The organism is Tanticharoenia sakaeratensis NBRC 103193, from assembly GCF_000963885.1.
In the GTDB taxonomy this organism is placed as follows: domain Bacteria; phylum Pseudomonadota; class Alphaproteobacteria; order Acetobacterales; family Acetobacteraceae; genus Tanticharoenia; species Tanticharoenia sakaeratensis.
The window spans coordinates 205,588-221,615 of record NZ_BALE01000048.1; the positions used below are offsets into that span (position 1 = coordinate 205,588).

Genomic DNA, 16,028 nt, shown 5'->3' on the forward strand with positions numbered 1-16,028 from the left:
GCAGTCATGCTGCGGCCGTCACCGTGCCGAACGCGTCCATTGAAAATCCCGGATAGGGAGAAGCCGGCAAAAGCAGTTTTGCTGCCGCAGAGGCGGCCGAAAGGGCAGCCTGCTGACTCTGCCCAAGCCCCGCTTCCGATTGATCCCCGAAATGCTCTGATGCAGTCTGGCCGCCTGCCTCGAGTGTCAGGGTTCCTCCGCCAAACAGCATCTGCGCGGATATCTGCGTCTGCAGCGTATCGAACGTCACCGAATAGGTCAGATCGCGCCGATACAATGCCTGCGTCTGCATCGTGTCCACATCTCCGGCGCCCTCAAACGTCAGGAGAGCCTGCGCGCCATCCATCGTCGAAAGCCAGCCAAGCGAAGCCAGAGCCTCATCAAGCGCAGATCCCAGCGCATCACGCGCGCCTGCATTCGACGTCCAGATCGACACCGTGAAACCCTGCGTCTGCCGGCGCGTGACCCGGATTGACCGACCAAATCCCGCGACCTGAGCCTCGATACGGCCCTTGATCGACATCGAACCGCCCGATACAGCCACCTCAGGCAATGCCGAGGCCAGTACCTCGGCAATTGTCTCGACCGTATCGTCTGCCTGCACAGCATAACTCGCAACGACAGGCTCACCGTCGTCAGGCGTTGCACGGACGCCGACGATGCCCACAGGAACGGCACCGGCCTGCAAGGCAACAGTTGCCGTGGAGCCCGATACGGTGACCGACACGGTCGGCGCGATGAACGCTGTCTCCCGCCAGGGACGCCCCAGTGGTTCAGGGTGCGGCCGATAGTGCTTCAGGCTCGATGTGACCGTGACATAGTCGACATTGTTCCGGACTGACTGCGCCGTGAACAGATCGCTCGGCAAAAGCCACCCCCGGCGCACCACCGTCTGACGCCCCGTAACGGACGGCGCGGACAGCCCGTCAGGAAAGACCAGTTCCGCACACGCATACGCAAGCGCCTGCGCAATACTTGAGACATCAGCCATGTCAGACCTGCTGGTTCGTAATCATGCAGCGAAATCCGAACGATGTCGCCTCTGCCGATGCCACCGAATACGAATTTCCCAGATCGTCGACCACGGTCATGTAAGGCACGATGGTCACACCCGGCAGCGACGGCAGATACAGCACAAACTGTCCCGGCCGCGTCGAGCCCGGCATCCCGCTGTCATCACGATCGCCATGCGATTTGAGAAGGATCGCCGCAGGACAGTCCGACAGAACGGTGGTCGTCGTCCCCGTCACGCCGGAGACCGATACGGTCCGTGTGCACAGAACACACAAGGGAGGCCGCATCGCCTCGTAGCGCGCCACGAAATACGTGCCGGATCCGCAGACCAGAATATCCCCGGTCGAAACATCTGTCGTGTTCAGAAGGACATATTCCGTCGGAACGCCCCAGTTCTGCGGTCTGGCGAGCGAGAAGGCCGGTCCTGCGTCGAACACCATCATCGGTCGCCCGTAGACAGCCGCCATCGGCGCCAGCGCGTTCGTCGGCCGATATTGCATGCCCGCGATGCCCAGAATGGCCGCTGCTTTCGCCCATCCGGATGCAACGCGTGTCGCGATCGTCGCTTGGTCCACATACACCTCCATCAGATCACGACCGCATGGCCCCCGTGCAGGTCCGGCCCCATCGGTACGCCGAGAAAGCCACAAAGACGACGACGCCAAAGGTCAAAAAGCCCCATGCGGTCATCGACTTCCCGCGCATTGTGCCGCCAGGATGCCGCCTGATCCGTGTCGAGATTGGCAGACGCACCGATAACCGCCGTCTCCAGCGGATAAAGCTGCGACAGATAAAGCCGCACCTGAGCAAGTTCCGTCGGGGACAGATTGTTCATCTTCCACTCGAACTGCCCGAACGTCTGAAAAAACCGCCACGATCCCTCGCCGGATGACGTTCCTCCGATGGCCGGGTAGCCACAGAAGCGCCGAAGATCGGTTTTTTCTCCATCTGCCAGAGGCAGCGTGGAAAACGCCGTCGAACCAGACATGCGCCCCTCCTGGTTGGCCGGCCGAGCCAATGGCCCGACCAGCCGTCACGATCAGTTCATGAGCCCAAGCGCATCGGTGCCCAGACTCTCGATCACGACGCCACGCTTGAGATAGGAATTGGTCGCGGTCGGAATGACGGCCACATTCGCCGTCACGTCCGTCGGCAAGGCGAAACCACCAATCCAGTACCACGACTGGGCGATGATCTGCCGCAGTCGGTCCAGCGGTTCACGCGTGACCATCGCCACCGAATCGACCATCTCGATCAGCGCGCGCTCCGCATCGGGAATGTCCGAATGACCGGTCAGCGCACAGTCGCCCTCGATCAGTGCCCCCTGACCGACGAGGAGCGCGCGGTGGATCGGTCCAGCCCCCAGAGACAGCTGCTGCGGCGCCTCCGTCGTCGGAATGAAGCGCACGCCGAGCAGTTCGATCACCTGACCATTGCGGTATTCTTCCGAGCCATAAGCTCCACGATAGAGATACTTGAAGTCGGTATCGCGGAAGAGCGAGAGCAACTGCAGGTCGTCAAGATAGCAGTGGTAGGCACCGTTGATCATCGGCACGTTGTTGCGGCGCAGTGCCGCAACACCCGCCAGAACGGTCTGGATCCCCAGCGTGTCGGCAATTCCCGCAGCGCTGGACGTCTGCAGCCCGGCCGTCGTGAGACGACCGTTCGGCCGCAGCACAAGCGGCGCCACCGACGCGACGACTGCATTGCCCTGCGTACCATCGGAGACCGAGACAGCAGCCGAGAACGTCAGCTGCCCGGAGATGCCACCCGGTGCCGTCGAGACATTGGTCGCATCGGCGGCGACCGCGACCAGCGTATATGCGTCGGAACCCACGGTCACGGTCATGCCGTTCGTGGCACTGACCGATGTCACCTGGCCATTGACGATGACATTCTGGAATCCGCGAATATCATCGACTTCGATGACGTTCGATGCCGAACCGATCGTCGCGGCAACGCGCGTGTTGCCGCCCAGATAACCGCCGACACCATTCTGCGCACCGCCAAACAGCGCATTGCGCGCCAGACGGTCCAGAGACTGCATGGCCTGAATGCCATTTGTATTGGCGTTAGCCAGGAACTGCGAGGCAATGCCCACACCGCTCGTCACCATGTTGAGGTCGATCGTGTCGCCATACTGATTGATCGACAGGGTATACTGCTCGATCGACCAGGTGCTCGGCGTCAGGCCGTTATCGAAATTGGTATTGGTGGTCGGGTTGAGCGGCGTCGTCACAGGCGCCTTGAGGCTCTTGCGCGTCTTGGTGAGTGTCTCACCGATCGCATTGGGGAACACCTCACGGTCCGCAATCGCCCGAAAACCGAGGCGCGAACGAAGACCGTTCTCGAACTCGCGGGCCAGATAGCCCTGCTGGATCGCCGCCTGAAGCTGAACCGGGAAGTTATCGATGCTCATGTATCGTTGCCTCGAAAAACGAAGGCCCGCAGCAGGTGCTGCGGGCCTTTCGACAGAAATCAGGATCGATTGAAATCAGTGCGGTAACTCAGGAATTCCCCTTCAGGAACTGCCATTTCCGCGTCTCGTAATCCGCTGCGGGCGCGCCGCGGGCATCGAAACCGGGCGCATGCCCCGGCCGGGGTGCTGCGGACCCGACCGTATTGCCGCTCACCGCCCCCGAAACCGGGGCGGCAGAGAAAAGATAACTGCGTTCGGCGCGGGCCTGCTCCAGTGCAGCACCGACACCTTCGACAGTGCCGTCCTCGTTCCGACGAAGATTGGAAAGATCCAGAAGGCGCAGGATATCATCCGGATTATGTGCACCAAGCCGCGTCGCCTCGGCGCGCAACTCCGCATGAATGACATCCGAATCGGCCTGTTTGCGCAGGCGCGCCAGCGCTGCCTCATGCGCTTGGACCTCCTTCGTCCGACGCGCCTCGAACGTCATCGCCTGCTTTCGCAGTCTCTCGCCTTCGCTTGCAAGCGATTCCTGCGCATTTCGCGCCTCGGTCAGCTCCGTCTGCGTCGCCTCCAGAAGGGACTGAACCTCGCGCAGAGTTTCCTGCAACTGCGTCATATCGCTCGCTGCATCATCCTTTTCCGACATTACGCCTCCTCATGCGCCATGGATGCCGACTTCTCCGGAACCCACGCAACCAGTTGCTGCCATTCTGCCGCCGGATCGGGATTGCCGGTCGCGTTGGCATAAATGCGCACGGCGGTCTCGCGGCTCAGGACGCCGCCGGACACCGCCGTGACAAGGCCCTGCGCCAGGGACAACAATTCTCCGTTCGTCACCGCGAACCACGGCGGCCAGTGCAAGGACAGCCCAGTGGGAACGAGGTTGCGAACACGCACCCCGTCGATCAGAAGGCCATCCTTCAAAACACACGAAAACCGGCATGCCATGCGAAACAGCGGGATCAGCCCACCTTCGCCGTAAGCATGCCGCAGACGATCCGCCAGCCAGATCAACGGCTGACACATCATCTCCATCGCACGACCCGACTGGGCAGCCGCCAGACGATCGGCATGAGCACGATTGCCATGCAGCTGCTCCAGCACCAGTTCACGGAGCTCCTTGTAATGCGCCAGAACCGCGCCTGCCGCATTGCCGTTGATCTCCAGCAGCTTCGCGTCACCTTCCGGCGGAAGGGTAAGGGCGGAAGCCGCACCTCCCTGCCGTGCCGGCCCTTCTGGTGCTCGACCACCGGTCTTCAGCACGAGCGTCGGATCAGATCCGTATTTCAGTCCGCGCCCTGCCTGCGACAGCAGATAATCGGCCTCGATGACGGTATCGATCGCACGCTCGAACGTACAGTCTCCATCCGGCTCCGAGCTGTGCTCTGCTCCGAGATTTCGAATCCAGACGATCGGCACGAACCCGAGACCATGCCGCACCGACCGTTCCTCATCCACCGCTGCTTCATCAGCCGCCACAGATAGGGGAACAGGCGTCATCACCCGGCATTCCTCGGACGTCCAGGTCCGCTGCCACCAGAACTGCGCTGCCGTCAGCTCATCCGGAATTACGTAGCCTTCCGCCGCCAGAACACGGCCCTGAACAGCATACCGCTCGCTGACTTCCAGCAGAGCGCCGCTCAGCGGGTCCCAGTGCGGCGTCAGATAAGCCGTATCCAGAAGAGAAAGCTTCGGAACACCACAGGCAACTTCAAACAGGATGGCAACCGATCCGACCGATCCGCGGACGGCCGCTTCCATCATCAACGCCCCGAGCCGGCATGAACGCACGAATGCGCCGAGGGCGGCGACGGTGTCCGTGTCGTCGGCCAGGACAGCCGGCCAGTGCGTGTCCCCGAAAAGCAGCGAAACCGACTCGTCCACGACGGTCCGACAGAGATTGGTCCTGACCGATGGCCGGCGGTTCGACAACGGAATATATTCTCCCGCGCCGCTACGCTCCTTCGCAAAAGGATTGGTCAGAACGTCGTATTGCGTCCCGTCCAGCACCTTCCTCAGTGCCAGAAGCCGCGCACCACGTGCAGACACGCCGCTCGGTACCGCATAACGTGATCGTAGAGACAACCAGTCCATGCACGCTCCATTCCGACGCAGCCAGGCGCGCCGTTATCGCGAAAACGAAAATCCAGCCGGATCCCAGGAGACGGCACCCTGATCGGGTGCCTCCAACATCACTTCTGTCAGTCCCCAGACCATGGCATCAGCCCGATCCGGAGATCTGCCTCCCCGAAACCCGGAAACCGAGAACTGGCAGAGCTGGTCTTCAAGAGCCGAGAATCTCCCGTGATGAACCACGCGTCCGGTCTCATAGAGTGCCGCCACGGGTTCAGCTCTCGCCACCTTGCCCCGGGCGGCATTGACAGTCTTGACCGAAACATCGGACCGAACGCTGCGGATCGTGTTTTCCACCAGCGCACCGCCAAAGTTCCGCTCGGCCACGATCCGATCCGCACCCCAGTCATCCAGCGCACGGAGAGCCCGGCGCGCCCAGCCCGCCGGGCTCTCCCGAAGCGACAGATCCTCCAGAACATGCCCGATCCCGTCAGTTCCCAGACCGCAGACGACAATTCCGATTTCATCGGAACGATAATCGTCCGGCCCGCTTGCTCCGGAGGGATCGACCGCCACCACGATCCGACGCATCCCCTCGGCGATCTCCGACCGGTTCTGTCCCGTTACTGCAATATCGCGGCGGAAAGATTCGACCCGCCAGAGAGCACCATCGACGGCCGTCTGATACTCCCCTAGGAGAAAACGACGCCGTTCCCGCTCCGGCAATGCTTCAAGTCGTTCCAGATAATCAGGCGAAAGATTGGCCCGATTGACATCCGGGTTGAGCAGCATCGTCGCATAACGCGAAAAATCGGCAATCGGTGCGCCCGATTTAGGCTCAATGCCTTCCTCGAACATCTTGTAAAGCCAGTGACTGGTGCTCGGCGGATTGGCATCGATATATTCCCGCGTCGCCAGACCGCATCGTTGCGCCAGTCGTGTCAGCAAAATGTTCCTGGCGCCATAGCTGATCTGGCTTGCTTCGTTGAGATAAACCGTCGCGAATTCAAGACCGAGAATTTTCTCGGTTCGCTCCTGATCATCAAGCCCGCCGAACAGGATCGTCGATCCATTTGGAAATGATACGACCCAGTCCTGTCGATCGATTTTGTATTCGACCTGCGGAAAACAGAGACGCATGACCTTGGGAAAGGTATCTCTGATGACGGAAGACTTGAGTGCGGTCAGACGATATCGGAAAATTCCATGCCGACTCTGTGGGACGCGCAACGCTCGCACCACAATGGCGCGCACAAGTACAAATGTCTTGCCCGACCGCGAGCCACCACGCAGCAGGATGTGCCTCGCCCCACTTCCGAGCAGTTTATTTGCCGCCGTCTGACCCGCATTGAGCTTAAAGGACACTGTCATCCGGCGTGATCGTGATCGTGATCATGCCGGATTTTTCATCACGATCGGTATCGCCGAATCTGGAAGGCCGATGGGCCCTCAGAAGAAAAGACAGAAGACCGTCACTATATTTCCGACGCGTAACAGGTGATCCGTTCGAATCGCAGACCATGCGCCCCCCCGACAGGACAAGTTCATCGTATCCCTCGACAGCACGCCTGCGCGCCTCAGACTCAAGAATGTCGACCGCATCTTCAAGCGCACACTCCCATTCCTTGGCAAACACCGCGTCCGCGTCACGCCAACTGTACAAGGTCGACCGCTCGACACCCGCGATGCGGGAGGACTCGGAAACATTACCGCTTTTCGAGAGATGCCTGAGAAACGCAGCTTTCATGCCTTGCATGCGCGTGGCGCGACAGCTTACCTCGCATGCCTCGACAACGTCTTTGGGTCGACTCACAGGCGATATACCATCTTTGCTCATTGTCTCGGGCTCCCTCCACATGGCACTGCACAGTCCATCTGCGAGACAACGGCAACTTTCGATAGCGACGGACGGCGATGACTGGCCATCGGCGCTCTCCTGTGCACTGTCGTATGTGTTTCCTCACCCCGGATTCTGCGGGGGACACGCTCGGCGGTTCGCAACGCCTGCTCACGCCAGGCCGCTGCCCGGATCCTTTGCCATACTGTGCGTGGAACTTGTCCAACGGACTGTATGGCCTTGATGGAACGAAAGCATGGAACAGCCCGTGCCCGAATATGCGTCGTTGTCAGACCGGCACAGCACAGATCCGTCCATTCCAGAACTTGATCGGCACGATGACGCGGCTCGTCATCAGAGACCAGAGGACACGCCAGAATATGCGTCTCATTCCGCTCGATGACAATCATTGCTTCACGAGCACAATAAACGACATCGCCGGCGCGGATTTGTGAGATGGCAGACATCATTATCGGCCCAGTCATAAAAAAAGCCGCCCGAAGGCGGCCAGTCAATTAATTGATTTTCAAATACAAATTTCCACTATGAGAAAACTATACTTCAATCGTGCGCAGATTGCAAGCGCTATTTTAACTTTTGTTTCCTTTTGGATGTACGTGTCCGATAGAACGTCGCCAATTGCTCAAGCAGAAAACTGCACTGGGCCGAAACCTTCATACGCGCCCGCGAATCCGAATCACCAGGATAGAGAATGCGCGCCATCGCAGAAAATGACATCTCCTGGCCTAGCATCATCTGAAGGCGGACATGCCCGCACAATCCAAGCGCCGCTTTCACATCGCTGATGCGCACCGCACTTTTTCCACGACCAAGCATCCAGGTGTGGACATCGCCTCGCTCCGTCTCTGCCGGATGAGCTGCATCGGCCTCGACAACGCCGTGCTGCGCAAAGACATAATCTCGATACCAGCGTGTCGCGGCAGATACTTCGTCATCGCAAATGTCGCCTGCGTCCCGCAGGACCTGCACCGTGTTGACGATCCGCGTCACTCCGTTGGTCGTCCGGAACCGGTCACGTCGCAGCCGCTCGGGCGTGGGCCCGACAACGTCCGCTGCTTTACGAGCGCAACGCCCGGCCATTTGCAAAGACATCATTGATTTCCAGTCTGAAGGAAAAGATCACAGACCCGTCAGGCCGCGCCGGCACCTGAGCTCGGGCAATTGCCGTAGCCTAGTCAGCCAGGACCGCTGCTTCCCAACATCCCATCGGACGCAAACCAGGGAAACGGGGCGCCTGCCCTTGCCAGATGGCTCCCCAGCTGATGGAATGGCCGGGCGCAAGCGGCTCGGCCGACTCACGCTCGACAGGCTGGGACCGCGGACGCAAACCAGACGCCGCACGTCGCCGGCCAAGCGCAAGGACCGACCCCGAGTCGAGAATGCGGGCCACCTGCTCCGCGGTGACGCGGTCGAGCTTTCTCCGACTATCGTTCGGATTCGTCATAATATCGTTCCCGAAATACAGTGCGCGCGGTCAACTTCCCGCGACACGACGTGAAATGATAACTAGCCACTAGATTTGGCATAACGCCATTGCTAAGAAGGCCTTATGGCCAAGCACAAACGCCCCGACGCCTTGTCAGAGATCCAACGCGCAATCGGAACGCGGATCGCCTGGGCCCGAGAACTTGTCATGCCCAATCAAAGCGAATGCGCACGCTTGCTTGGCGTCGATGCGTCGACCCTGAACAAGATCGAAAAGGGCGACCGCGCGCCGAGCGTCTTCCTTATTGCCGCATTGTCGAACCGGCTCCGTGTATCAACAGATTTTCTCTTGAAAGGTGTCCTGAATGGACGAACGGATGAGGAGTTGGCTCTGCGTCTTGCGGCCCTGCACCCAGAGCTGGTGCTCCAGCGCCAGGACACGGATCCGGACAGGGACAGAAGCACGCCTTCCGACAAGCCTGCGACGCCCAAGAGACCAAACGAGGATTTCCACTGATGTGATCGAGATCCGAGCTCATGAACGGGGAAATCTCCAGATGCAGGCAGTCAGATAGCACTGTGAAATGGTCAAAACAAGAACATAAAGTGAACATACGAGTTAAATTTGCCGGATTGCCGTTCTGATCGTCAGCCCAGCCAGTCCGCCCCCAGCCTCCCTGCCACAATCCGAAATTGGATCGCGGAATTCCGGGGTTAACGATTAATTAATGGCACTTTGCCATCGAGTCAAGGAACAAATGTGGCTCTTTGCCATTAATATCGCCTTGAGGGGCAATCCCTTCGCTGTCGCCCCGCTGCGCTGGCGCTCATATTGCAAACTGTGGCGCTTCCTGAAGACGGCGTAACCTTAGCGCCATAATTTAAAACAACATTTATGCGACAGAGTATTGCCGGCGGTTCCTGGCCCGGCGATGCTGCCCCATCGCGAACAGATGCTGCCATCGCCACAGCCCTGGACACGGGCATGAACGCGCGACACGCTCTGAAATGCCGGATGCGACAAGCGATCCGGACGCCCGCAGACCGCCGACCGACACTCTCGAGTGAACCGATGACCCAGACGCCCCCACCGAACCGACCGGGATACCCGATCCGATGAACGCTATCGTCGTCACGGCCCTGAGACGACCACTCACGTTCGTGGTCCTCTCGATCCTCATCCTCATGTTCGGCATCATGTCGATCTTCAAGACGCCAACCGACGTCTTCCCGAACATCAAGGTGCCGGTCGTCGCCGTCATCTGGACCTATCCCGGTCTCCTGCCGCAGCAGTTCGCGGGACGCATCACCTACAACTTCGAACTGGCCGTCACCACGACGGTGCAGAACATCGAGCATATGGAGTCGAACTCCTATTACGGCCGCTCGATCGTCAACATCTACTTCCAGCCCGGAACCCCGGTCGGCACCGCCGAAGCCGAAGTCACGGCCATCTCCCAGACCGTACTCCTCGGCCTGCCCCCCAAAGTCCCGGCACCGATGATCGTGGCCCTCAACCCCTCGCAGGTGCCGGTCATCGCCCTTCAGATCACATCGGAAAAACAGACCCCGTCCGACCTGTTCAAACTCGGCGTCATCACCGTCCGTCCGCTGCTCGCAACCGTCCCCGGCGCCGTCGTCGCCCACCCCTACGGCGGCATGGACAGCTTCGTCATGATCGCCCTGAACCAGAACCAGCTCAGGGCCCACCATCTCTCCGCATCTGACGTTCAGGCCGCCCTGCGCGACCAGAACATCGTGCTGCCCGCGGGCGACGAAAAGATCGACGCGACTGACTGGATGGTCCAGACGAACGCCACCCCGGAAACGATGGAGGATATCGCCAACATCCCCGTGAAACGGGTCGGCAACGCCGTCATCTATATCCGCGACATCGCCGACGTCTATCGCGGCGGCCACCCGCAGACGAACCTGGTTCTCGTGAAAGGCCGCCAGGGCGTCGAAGTCATAACCCAGAAAGGCGGCACCGCCTCGACGCTCGACGTCGTCTCGGCCACCAAGGCCCTGCTGCCGCGCCTGCGTGCGATCCTGCCCCCGGACGTCCACGTCTCGATCCTGTCCGACGCCTCCATCATGGTGAAGGACCAGATCAAAGACGTCGTCCAGGAAATGGTGACCGCAGCCTTCCTGACCGGCATTGTCGTCCTGCTGTTCCTCGGCTCCTGGCGCTCCACCATCATCATCGCAACATCGATCCCGCTCGCCATCCTGTGCTCCATCATCGCACTCGGATGGGCCGGACAATCCATCAACGTCATGACGCTCGGCGGCCTCGCCCTGGCGGTCGGTATCCTGGTCGACGACGCAACCGTCATGATCGAGAACATCGACACCCATCTCGAAATGGGCAAGGATCTCGAACTCGCCATCATCGACGCAGCCAACCAGATCGTCATCGCGACCTTCGTCTCGACGACCTGCATCTGCATCGTCTGGCTGCCGCTCTTCGAACTGGACGGCGTCGCCGGCTATCTCTTCATGCCGATGGCCGAAGCCATCATGTTCGCGATGATCGCATCCTTCATCCTGTCACGAACCCTCGTCCCCACCATGGCGAAGTTCCTGCTGGCCGGCCAGGTCCACCACGCGCACGGCCACGACGATCACGCCCACCCGGCACCGAAGAAAGGCTTCTTCGGCCGCTTCCAGCAGGGCTTCGAACGACGGTTCAACAGCTTCCGCGATGGCTATAACGACGTGCTGACTCGCTGCATCGCACGCCGCAACCTGTTCGTCGGCATCTTCCTGCTCTGCTCGCTCGCATCCTTCACCCTCTACGCCTTCGCAGGCCGCGACTTCTTCCCCGAGGTGAAGTCCGGGGCCCTGCAGATGCACTTCCGCGCCCCGCTCGGAACCCGCATCGAAGTCGCAGGCCGCATCGCAGCCCTCGTGGACGACCGCATCCGCCAGGACCTGCCCAACAAGGTGGATAACATCATCTCCAACTGCGGCCTGCCGGAAGGCCCGCACAACCAGGCGTTCATGCCGACACCGACCGTCGGCACCCAGGACTGCGATCTGACCATCGCACTGAAGGACGAGGAATCGCCCGTCTGGAATTACCGCGCGCTGCTGCGCAAGGACCTGTCGGCACGCTTCCCCGGCACCGTCTTCACCTTCCAGCCCGCGGATCTGACCGCGAAGATCCTCAACTTCGGCTCGCCGTCCCCGATCGACATCCAGATCTCCGGACCGAGCGCGTCAGACAACTACGGCTACGCCAAACATATCATCGGCCAACTCCGTCACATACCGGGCGCCGCAGACGTGACGATCCAGCAGACAATGGCAACACCAACCCTGATGGTGAACGGCAACCGGACCTTCAGCCAGGCTACCGGCATCACGGAAGCGGATATCGCCAACAACGAACTGCTGACCCTGTCCGGCTCGGTCGTCGTCGATCCCCAGTTCTGGCTCGACCCGGAAGACAACGTCACCTTCCCGCTGAACGTCTACACCTCACAGGATCAGCTCACCCACTTGAACGACCTGCTGACCATCCCCGTGGACAAGGGCGACGGCGACCCCAACGACCAGACCCAGCTCATGGGCGCCGTCGCGAACGTCGCCGCCATCGGCACCCCGGGCGAAGTCTCGCATTACAACTCGATGTCCGAGATCGACATCTACGTCTCGGCGGAAGGCACCGATCTCGGCTCTGTACTCAACGGTGTGAACGACGTCCTCGCCCGCGACCATAAGAACGTGCCCCGCTCGTCGGCGGTAGACGTTCGCGGCCAGGCCACCACCATGCACGGCGCCTATAATCAGCTCGTCGAAGGACTGGTCGTCTCGATCGTCCTGATCTACCTCCTGATCGTCGTGAACTTCCAATCCTGGCTGGACCCGTTCATCATCATCACGGCACTCCCGGGCGCACTCGGCGGCATCGCATGGGCCCTGTTCCTGACAGGCACCCGCCTGTCGGTGCCAGCCCTGACCGGCGCCATCATGTGCATGGGAACCGCAACCGCCAACTCGATCCTCGTGGTATCCTTCGCCCGCGAACGCATCGAAATCCACGGTGACGCGCTGAAGGCCGCCATCGAGGCCGGGTTCGGCCGTATCCGCCCGGTCCTCATGACAGCACTCGCCATGATCGTCGGCATGATCCCGATGGCCATGTCCAACTCGACCAACGCGCCGCTGGGCCGCGCCGTGATCGGTGGACTCATCGTCGCCACCATCTCGACCCTGCTCTTCGTTCCCTGCGTTTACGCAATCCTCCACAACCGCTCTGCGCGCCAGAAGGAAACCGTCTGATGGCCACCTCCCGTAACCTCGTCGCCGTCGCGGGTGGCTGCGTCCTCGCGCTCTACGTCGGCTACATCGTCGTCGAGAAAGTCCACGCCGCGTCAGCCCTCGCGGATGAGACCAACGCCAGCGCGATCCCCGACGTCTCGGTGCTCCAGCCCAAGAAGTCTCCTACCAAGGTCGCCCTCACCCTCCCCGGCACGATCGACGCCTGGTACCAGGCCCCGATCTACCCGCAGGTCTCGGGCTACGTGAAAATGTGGTACAAGGACTACGGTGCCCACGTGAAGGCAGGGGACGTCCTGGCTGAAATCAACGCCCCGGCCCTGGACGCGCAATACGCCCAGGCCAAGGCCGATCTCGCGTCCCAGCAGGCTAAGGCGAACCTCGCCGTCGTCACCGCCAACCGCTGGCGCGCCATGGGGCGCTCGCAGTCGGTCTCCGGACAGTCCGTCTCGGTTTCGCTCGCCAACGAACAGTCAGCCCAGGCCGAGGTCGAGGCCGCCAAGCGCAACGTCGAACATTTCGAGGCACTCGAAAAGTTCAAGACCATCGTAGCCCCCTTCGACGGCGTGGTGACCAATCGCGCCATCAGCGTCGGCGACTACGTCAACAGCGGCGGCGGCAATCTCAACGCGATGGGGAGCGCATCCGAACTCTTCACAGTCGCAGACACACATAAGCTGCGCCTGTTCATCTCCGTGCCGGAAGTCTTCTCCTACGTTCTGGCACCGGACCTGACAGGTGAAGTGACGGTTCCCCAGTATCCGGACCGGAAATTCTCGGCCCAGTTCCTCACCACCGCGCAGGGATTCGATCCCAACACCCGCACCGCCATCGCCGAATTCGTGATGGACAACAGCAAGCAGGAAATCTGGCCGGGCACCTTCGCGTCCGTGGCGCTGAAGGCCAACAACGACCACTCGCAACTCTACGAACTGCCGTCCTCCTCCCTCGTCTTCGAGGAAAAGGGCATGACGGTCGCAACCGTGGATCAAAATAGCCGCGTTCACTATAAACCCGTCGTCGTCGGACGCATGGCGGACACGGCAACGGAAATCCAAGGCGGCATCGACGGCTCGGACCGCGTGATCGACAACCCCCCCGCCGACCTGCTCGAAGGCGACAAGGTCAACGTCGTAACACCCCAGCGCGGCTACAACGAATCCGGCTACGGAAACCAGTAAATGAGCGAAATCCAGGCCACCAGGCGGCGCCTGTGGCGCCGCCTCACCCTCGCATGCGGCTCCGCACTGTCGCTTGTGAGCCTCACCGCCTGCGACCTTGCCCCGGAATACCACCCGGCCACCTTTGTGGTGCCCGCGTCGTGGCAGGGACAAGGGCCGTTCCACGTCGCGACACCTGCGGATGAAACGCTGCCCACCAACTGGTGGACAGGCTTCGGCGACCCAATGCTCAACAGCCTCGAGGATCGTGCAACCGCCGGCAACGCGGACCTGCAGGCCTCCGCCGAACGCTTCATCCAGGCGCGCTCGATGGTCGTTCAGGCGCGCGCACAACTCCTGCCCCATCTCGGGCTGGAAGCAGGGGCATCCGACAACAAGCAGTCGGTCAACCGCCTCTTCCGCTACAAGGGCCCTGTCACGTCGGCAGACGCCTATTATCAGGGCGTGGCCTCGTGGGAGCCTGATTTCTGGTCGGAAATCCGCAACCAAGTCCGCGCACAGAAGCAGTACGCACAGCAGAAGGCAGCCGACTTCGCCATGGCCCGCCTGAGCACTCAGGCGGAACTCGCAACCGACTATATCGAACTGCGCGGCTACGATGCGCAGATCGCGATCTACAAGCAATCGATCGCCTACTACCAGAAGGCGCTCTCAATCACCCAGAACCAGCTGGAAAATCAGGCCGCACCACGCCTCGACGTCGCGCGCGCCCAGGCCCAGCTCTACAGCACCCAGGCTGCCGAACTCGACATCGAAGCCGCACGCGGCGTCACCGAGCACGCGATTGCGATCCTCACCAATGCGTCGCCGTCCAGCTTCCACATCCCGGCCGACCAGACCCTGGTCTTCAACAACCCGAACGTGCCGGCCGGCATCCCGTCCGAACTGCTCCAGCGTCGCCCGGACATCGCCAGCGCCGAACGCGCCATGGCGCAGTCCAATCGCGACATCGGCATCGCACGCGCCGCCTTTTATCCACACATCAACTTCAACCTGCTCGGCGGCTTCGATTCGAACAATCTCGACCTCTCGACCCTGTCCAACTCCCTGTGGTCCTACGGTGCCGGGCTCTCGATGCCGCTCTTCGAAGGAGGCATGCGTCGTGCCGAGCTGCAGCGCAGCTGGTCGGAATACCGCGAAACCCGTGACGAATACCGCCACACGGTCCTTGCCGCATTCCGCGAGGTCGAAGACGGGCTGACGAACACCAATCGCCTGACGCTCGAAAACGACGCGATGCAGAAAGCAGTCGCCGCGACGCTCGCGACCCAGAACATGACCATGACGCTCTATCAGGGCGGCGTCGGCACCTATCTCGAAGCCATCTTCGCTCAGGTCCAGACGCTGGAAACCCGGATTCATCAGGTCGAGATCGCAACCCGCATGTACCAGGCCAAGGTCAGCCTGATCCGCGCGCTCGGCGGCGGCTGGGACGTCAAGACGCTCCCCACGATGGACCAGACCTTGTCGATCGATCCCTTGCAGTACGACCACCTGCATCATCCGAACACGGTCGGCGGCGTTACCATCTCGCAGCATCCGGAGCAGTTCGAGAATCTCGCGAATCCCGCACCCACCGCACCCGCAGCCTCCGCCGGCTCGCAGCTGACGCCGCTGCCAAGCCCGAGCCCGGCCGCGCAAACGCACTGAACCCACGCCGGCAAACCGGAACAGAAAAGGGGACGCCTTGAGGGCGTCCCCTTTTTTCATGACACATGCATGGCCACGCTCTAGAGCCGTTCCACGTTAATCCGGTTCATATCCTGCTGCT

Annotated in this window: 13 protein-coding genes; 4 read left to right on the forward strand and 9 right to left on the reverse strand. The window is 61.2% G+C overall.

The window, feature by feature from the left end:
• Nucleotides 1–4: 4 nt before the first annotated feature.
• The 9 genes from B8446_RS14535 to B8446_RS14575 all read right to left on the reverse strand — a co-directional run bounded on the left by B8446_RS14535 (nt 5) and on the right by B8446_RS14575 (nt 8,462).
• The gene (locus B8446_RS14535; RefSeq protein ID WP_048850786.1) at nt 5–991 is read right to left on the reverse strand and encodes a hypothetical protein; all 987 of its coding nucleotides are present in this window, start codon (nt 989–991) and stop codon (nt 5–7) included.
• A gap of 1 nt (nt 992) precedes the next feature.
• Entirely contained in the window at nt 993–1,589 is a 597-nt protein-coding gene (locus B8446_RS14540) for a hypothetical protein (protein ID WP_241767808.1), read from the reverse strand.
• Between the two features lie 11 nt (nt 1,590–1,600).
• Nucleotides 1,601–2,002: a hypothetical protein gene (locus tag B8446_RS14545; RefSeq protein WP_048850789.1), complete on the reverse strand. Its 402-nt coding sequence runs from the start codon at nt 2,000–2,002 to the stop codon at nt 1,601–1,603.
• A 51-nt stretch (nt 2,003–2,053) separates the two neighbouring features.
• A complete protein-coding gene (locus tag B8446_RS14550; RefSeq protein WP_048850791.1) occupies nt 2,054–3,433 on the reverse strand; it encodes a hypothetical protein in 1,380 nt (459 codons plus the stop codon).
• A gap of 88 nt (nt 3,434–3,521) precedes the next feature.
• Entirely contained in the window at nt 3,522–4,082 is a 561-nt protein-coding gene (locus B8446_RS14555) for a phage scaffolding protein (RefSeq protein WP_053053903.1), read from the reverse strand.
• Complete coding sequence (locus B8446_RS14560; protein WP_048850793.1) at nt 4,082–5,530, reverse strand: phage portal protein; 1,449 nt, start codon at nt 5,528–5,530, stop codon at nt 4,082–4,084. Before B8446_RS14560 ends, B8446_RS14555 begins: the two co-directional genes overlap by 1 nt.
• 33 nt (nt 5,531–5,563) lie before the next feature.
• Nucleotides 5,564–6,880 (reverse strand): phage terminase large subunit, encoded by a 1,317-nt coding sequence (locus B8446_RS14565; protein ID WP_048850794.1) that lies wholly within the window; start codon nt 6,878–6,880, stop codon nt 5,564–5,566.
• Nucleotides 6,864–7,346, reverse strand: coding sequence for a hypothetical protein (locus tag B8446_RS14570; protein WP_053053906.1), 483 nt, complete (start codon nt 7,344–7,346; stop codon nt 6,864–6,866). Before B8446_RS14570 ends, B8446_RS14565 begins: the two co-directional genes overlap by 17 nt.
• Before the next feature lie 585 nt (nt 7,347–7,931).
• Nucleotides 7,932–8,462, reverse strand: a complete 531-nt coding sequence (locus tag B8446_RS14575) for a hypothetical protein (RefSeq protein WP_241767809.1) — start codon at nt 8,460–8,462, stop codon at nt 7,932–7,934.
• 454 nt (nt 8,463–8,916) lie between these two features.
• Between B8446_RS14575 and B8446_RS14580 the strand changes: the two genes are divergently transcribed.
• The 4 genes from B8446_RS14580 to B8446_RS14595 all read left to right on the forward strand — a co-directional run bounded on the left by B8446_RS14580 (nt 8,917) and on the right by B8446_RS14595 (nt 15,907).
• Nucleotides 8,917–9,309 carry a helix-turn-helix domain-containing protein gene (locus tag B8446_RS14580; RefSeq protein WP_048850798.1) on the forward strand — a complete coding sequence of 131 codons (393 nt, stop codon included), beginning with the start codon at nt 8,917–8,919 and terminating at the stop codon, nt 9,307–9,309.
• A 599-nt stretch (nt 9,310–9,908) separates the two neighbouring features.
• Entirely contained in the window at nt 9,909–13,079 is a 3,171-nt protein-coding gene (locus tag B8446_RS14585) for an efflux RND transporter permease subunit (RefSeq protein WP_048850799.1), read from the forward strand.
• Nucleotides 13,079–14,257, forward strand: a complete 1,179-nt coding sequence (locus B8446_RS14590) for an efflux RND transporter periplasmic adaptor subunit (RefSeq protein WP_048850801.1) — start codon at nt 13,079–13,081, stop codon at nt 14,255–14,257. Before B8446_RS14585 ends, B8446_RS14590 begins: the two co-directional genes overlap by 1 nt.
• On the forward strand, nt 14,258–15,907 hold the full coding sequence (locus tag B8446_RS14595; protein WP_048850802.1) for an efflux transporter outer membrane subunit: 1,650 nt from the start codon (nt 14,258–14,260) through the stop codon (nt 15,905–15,907).
• Nucleotides 15,908–16,028: the final 121 nt, after the last annotated feature.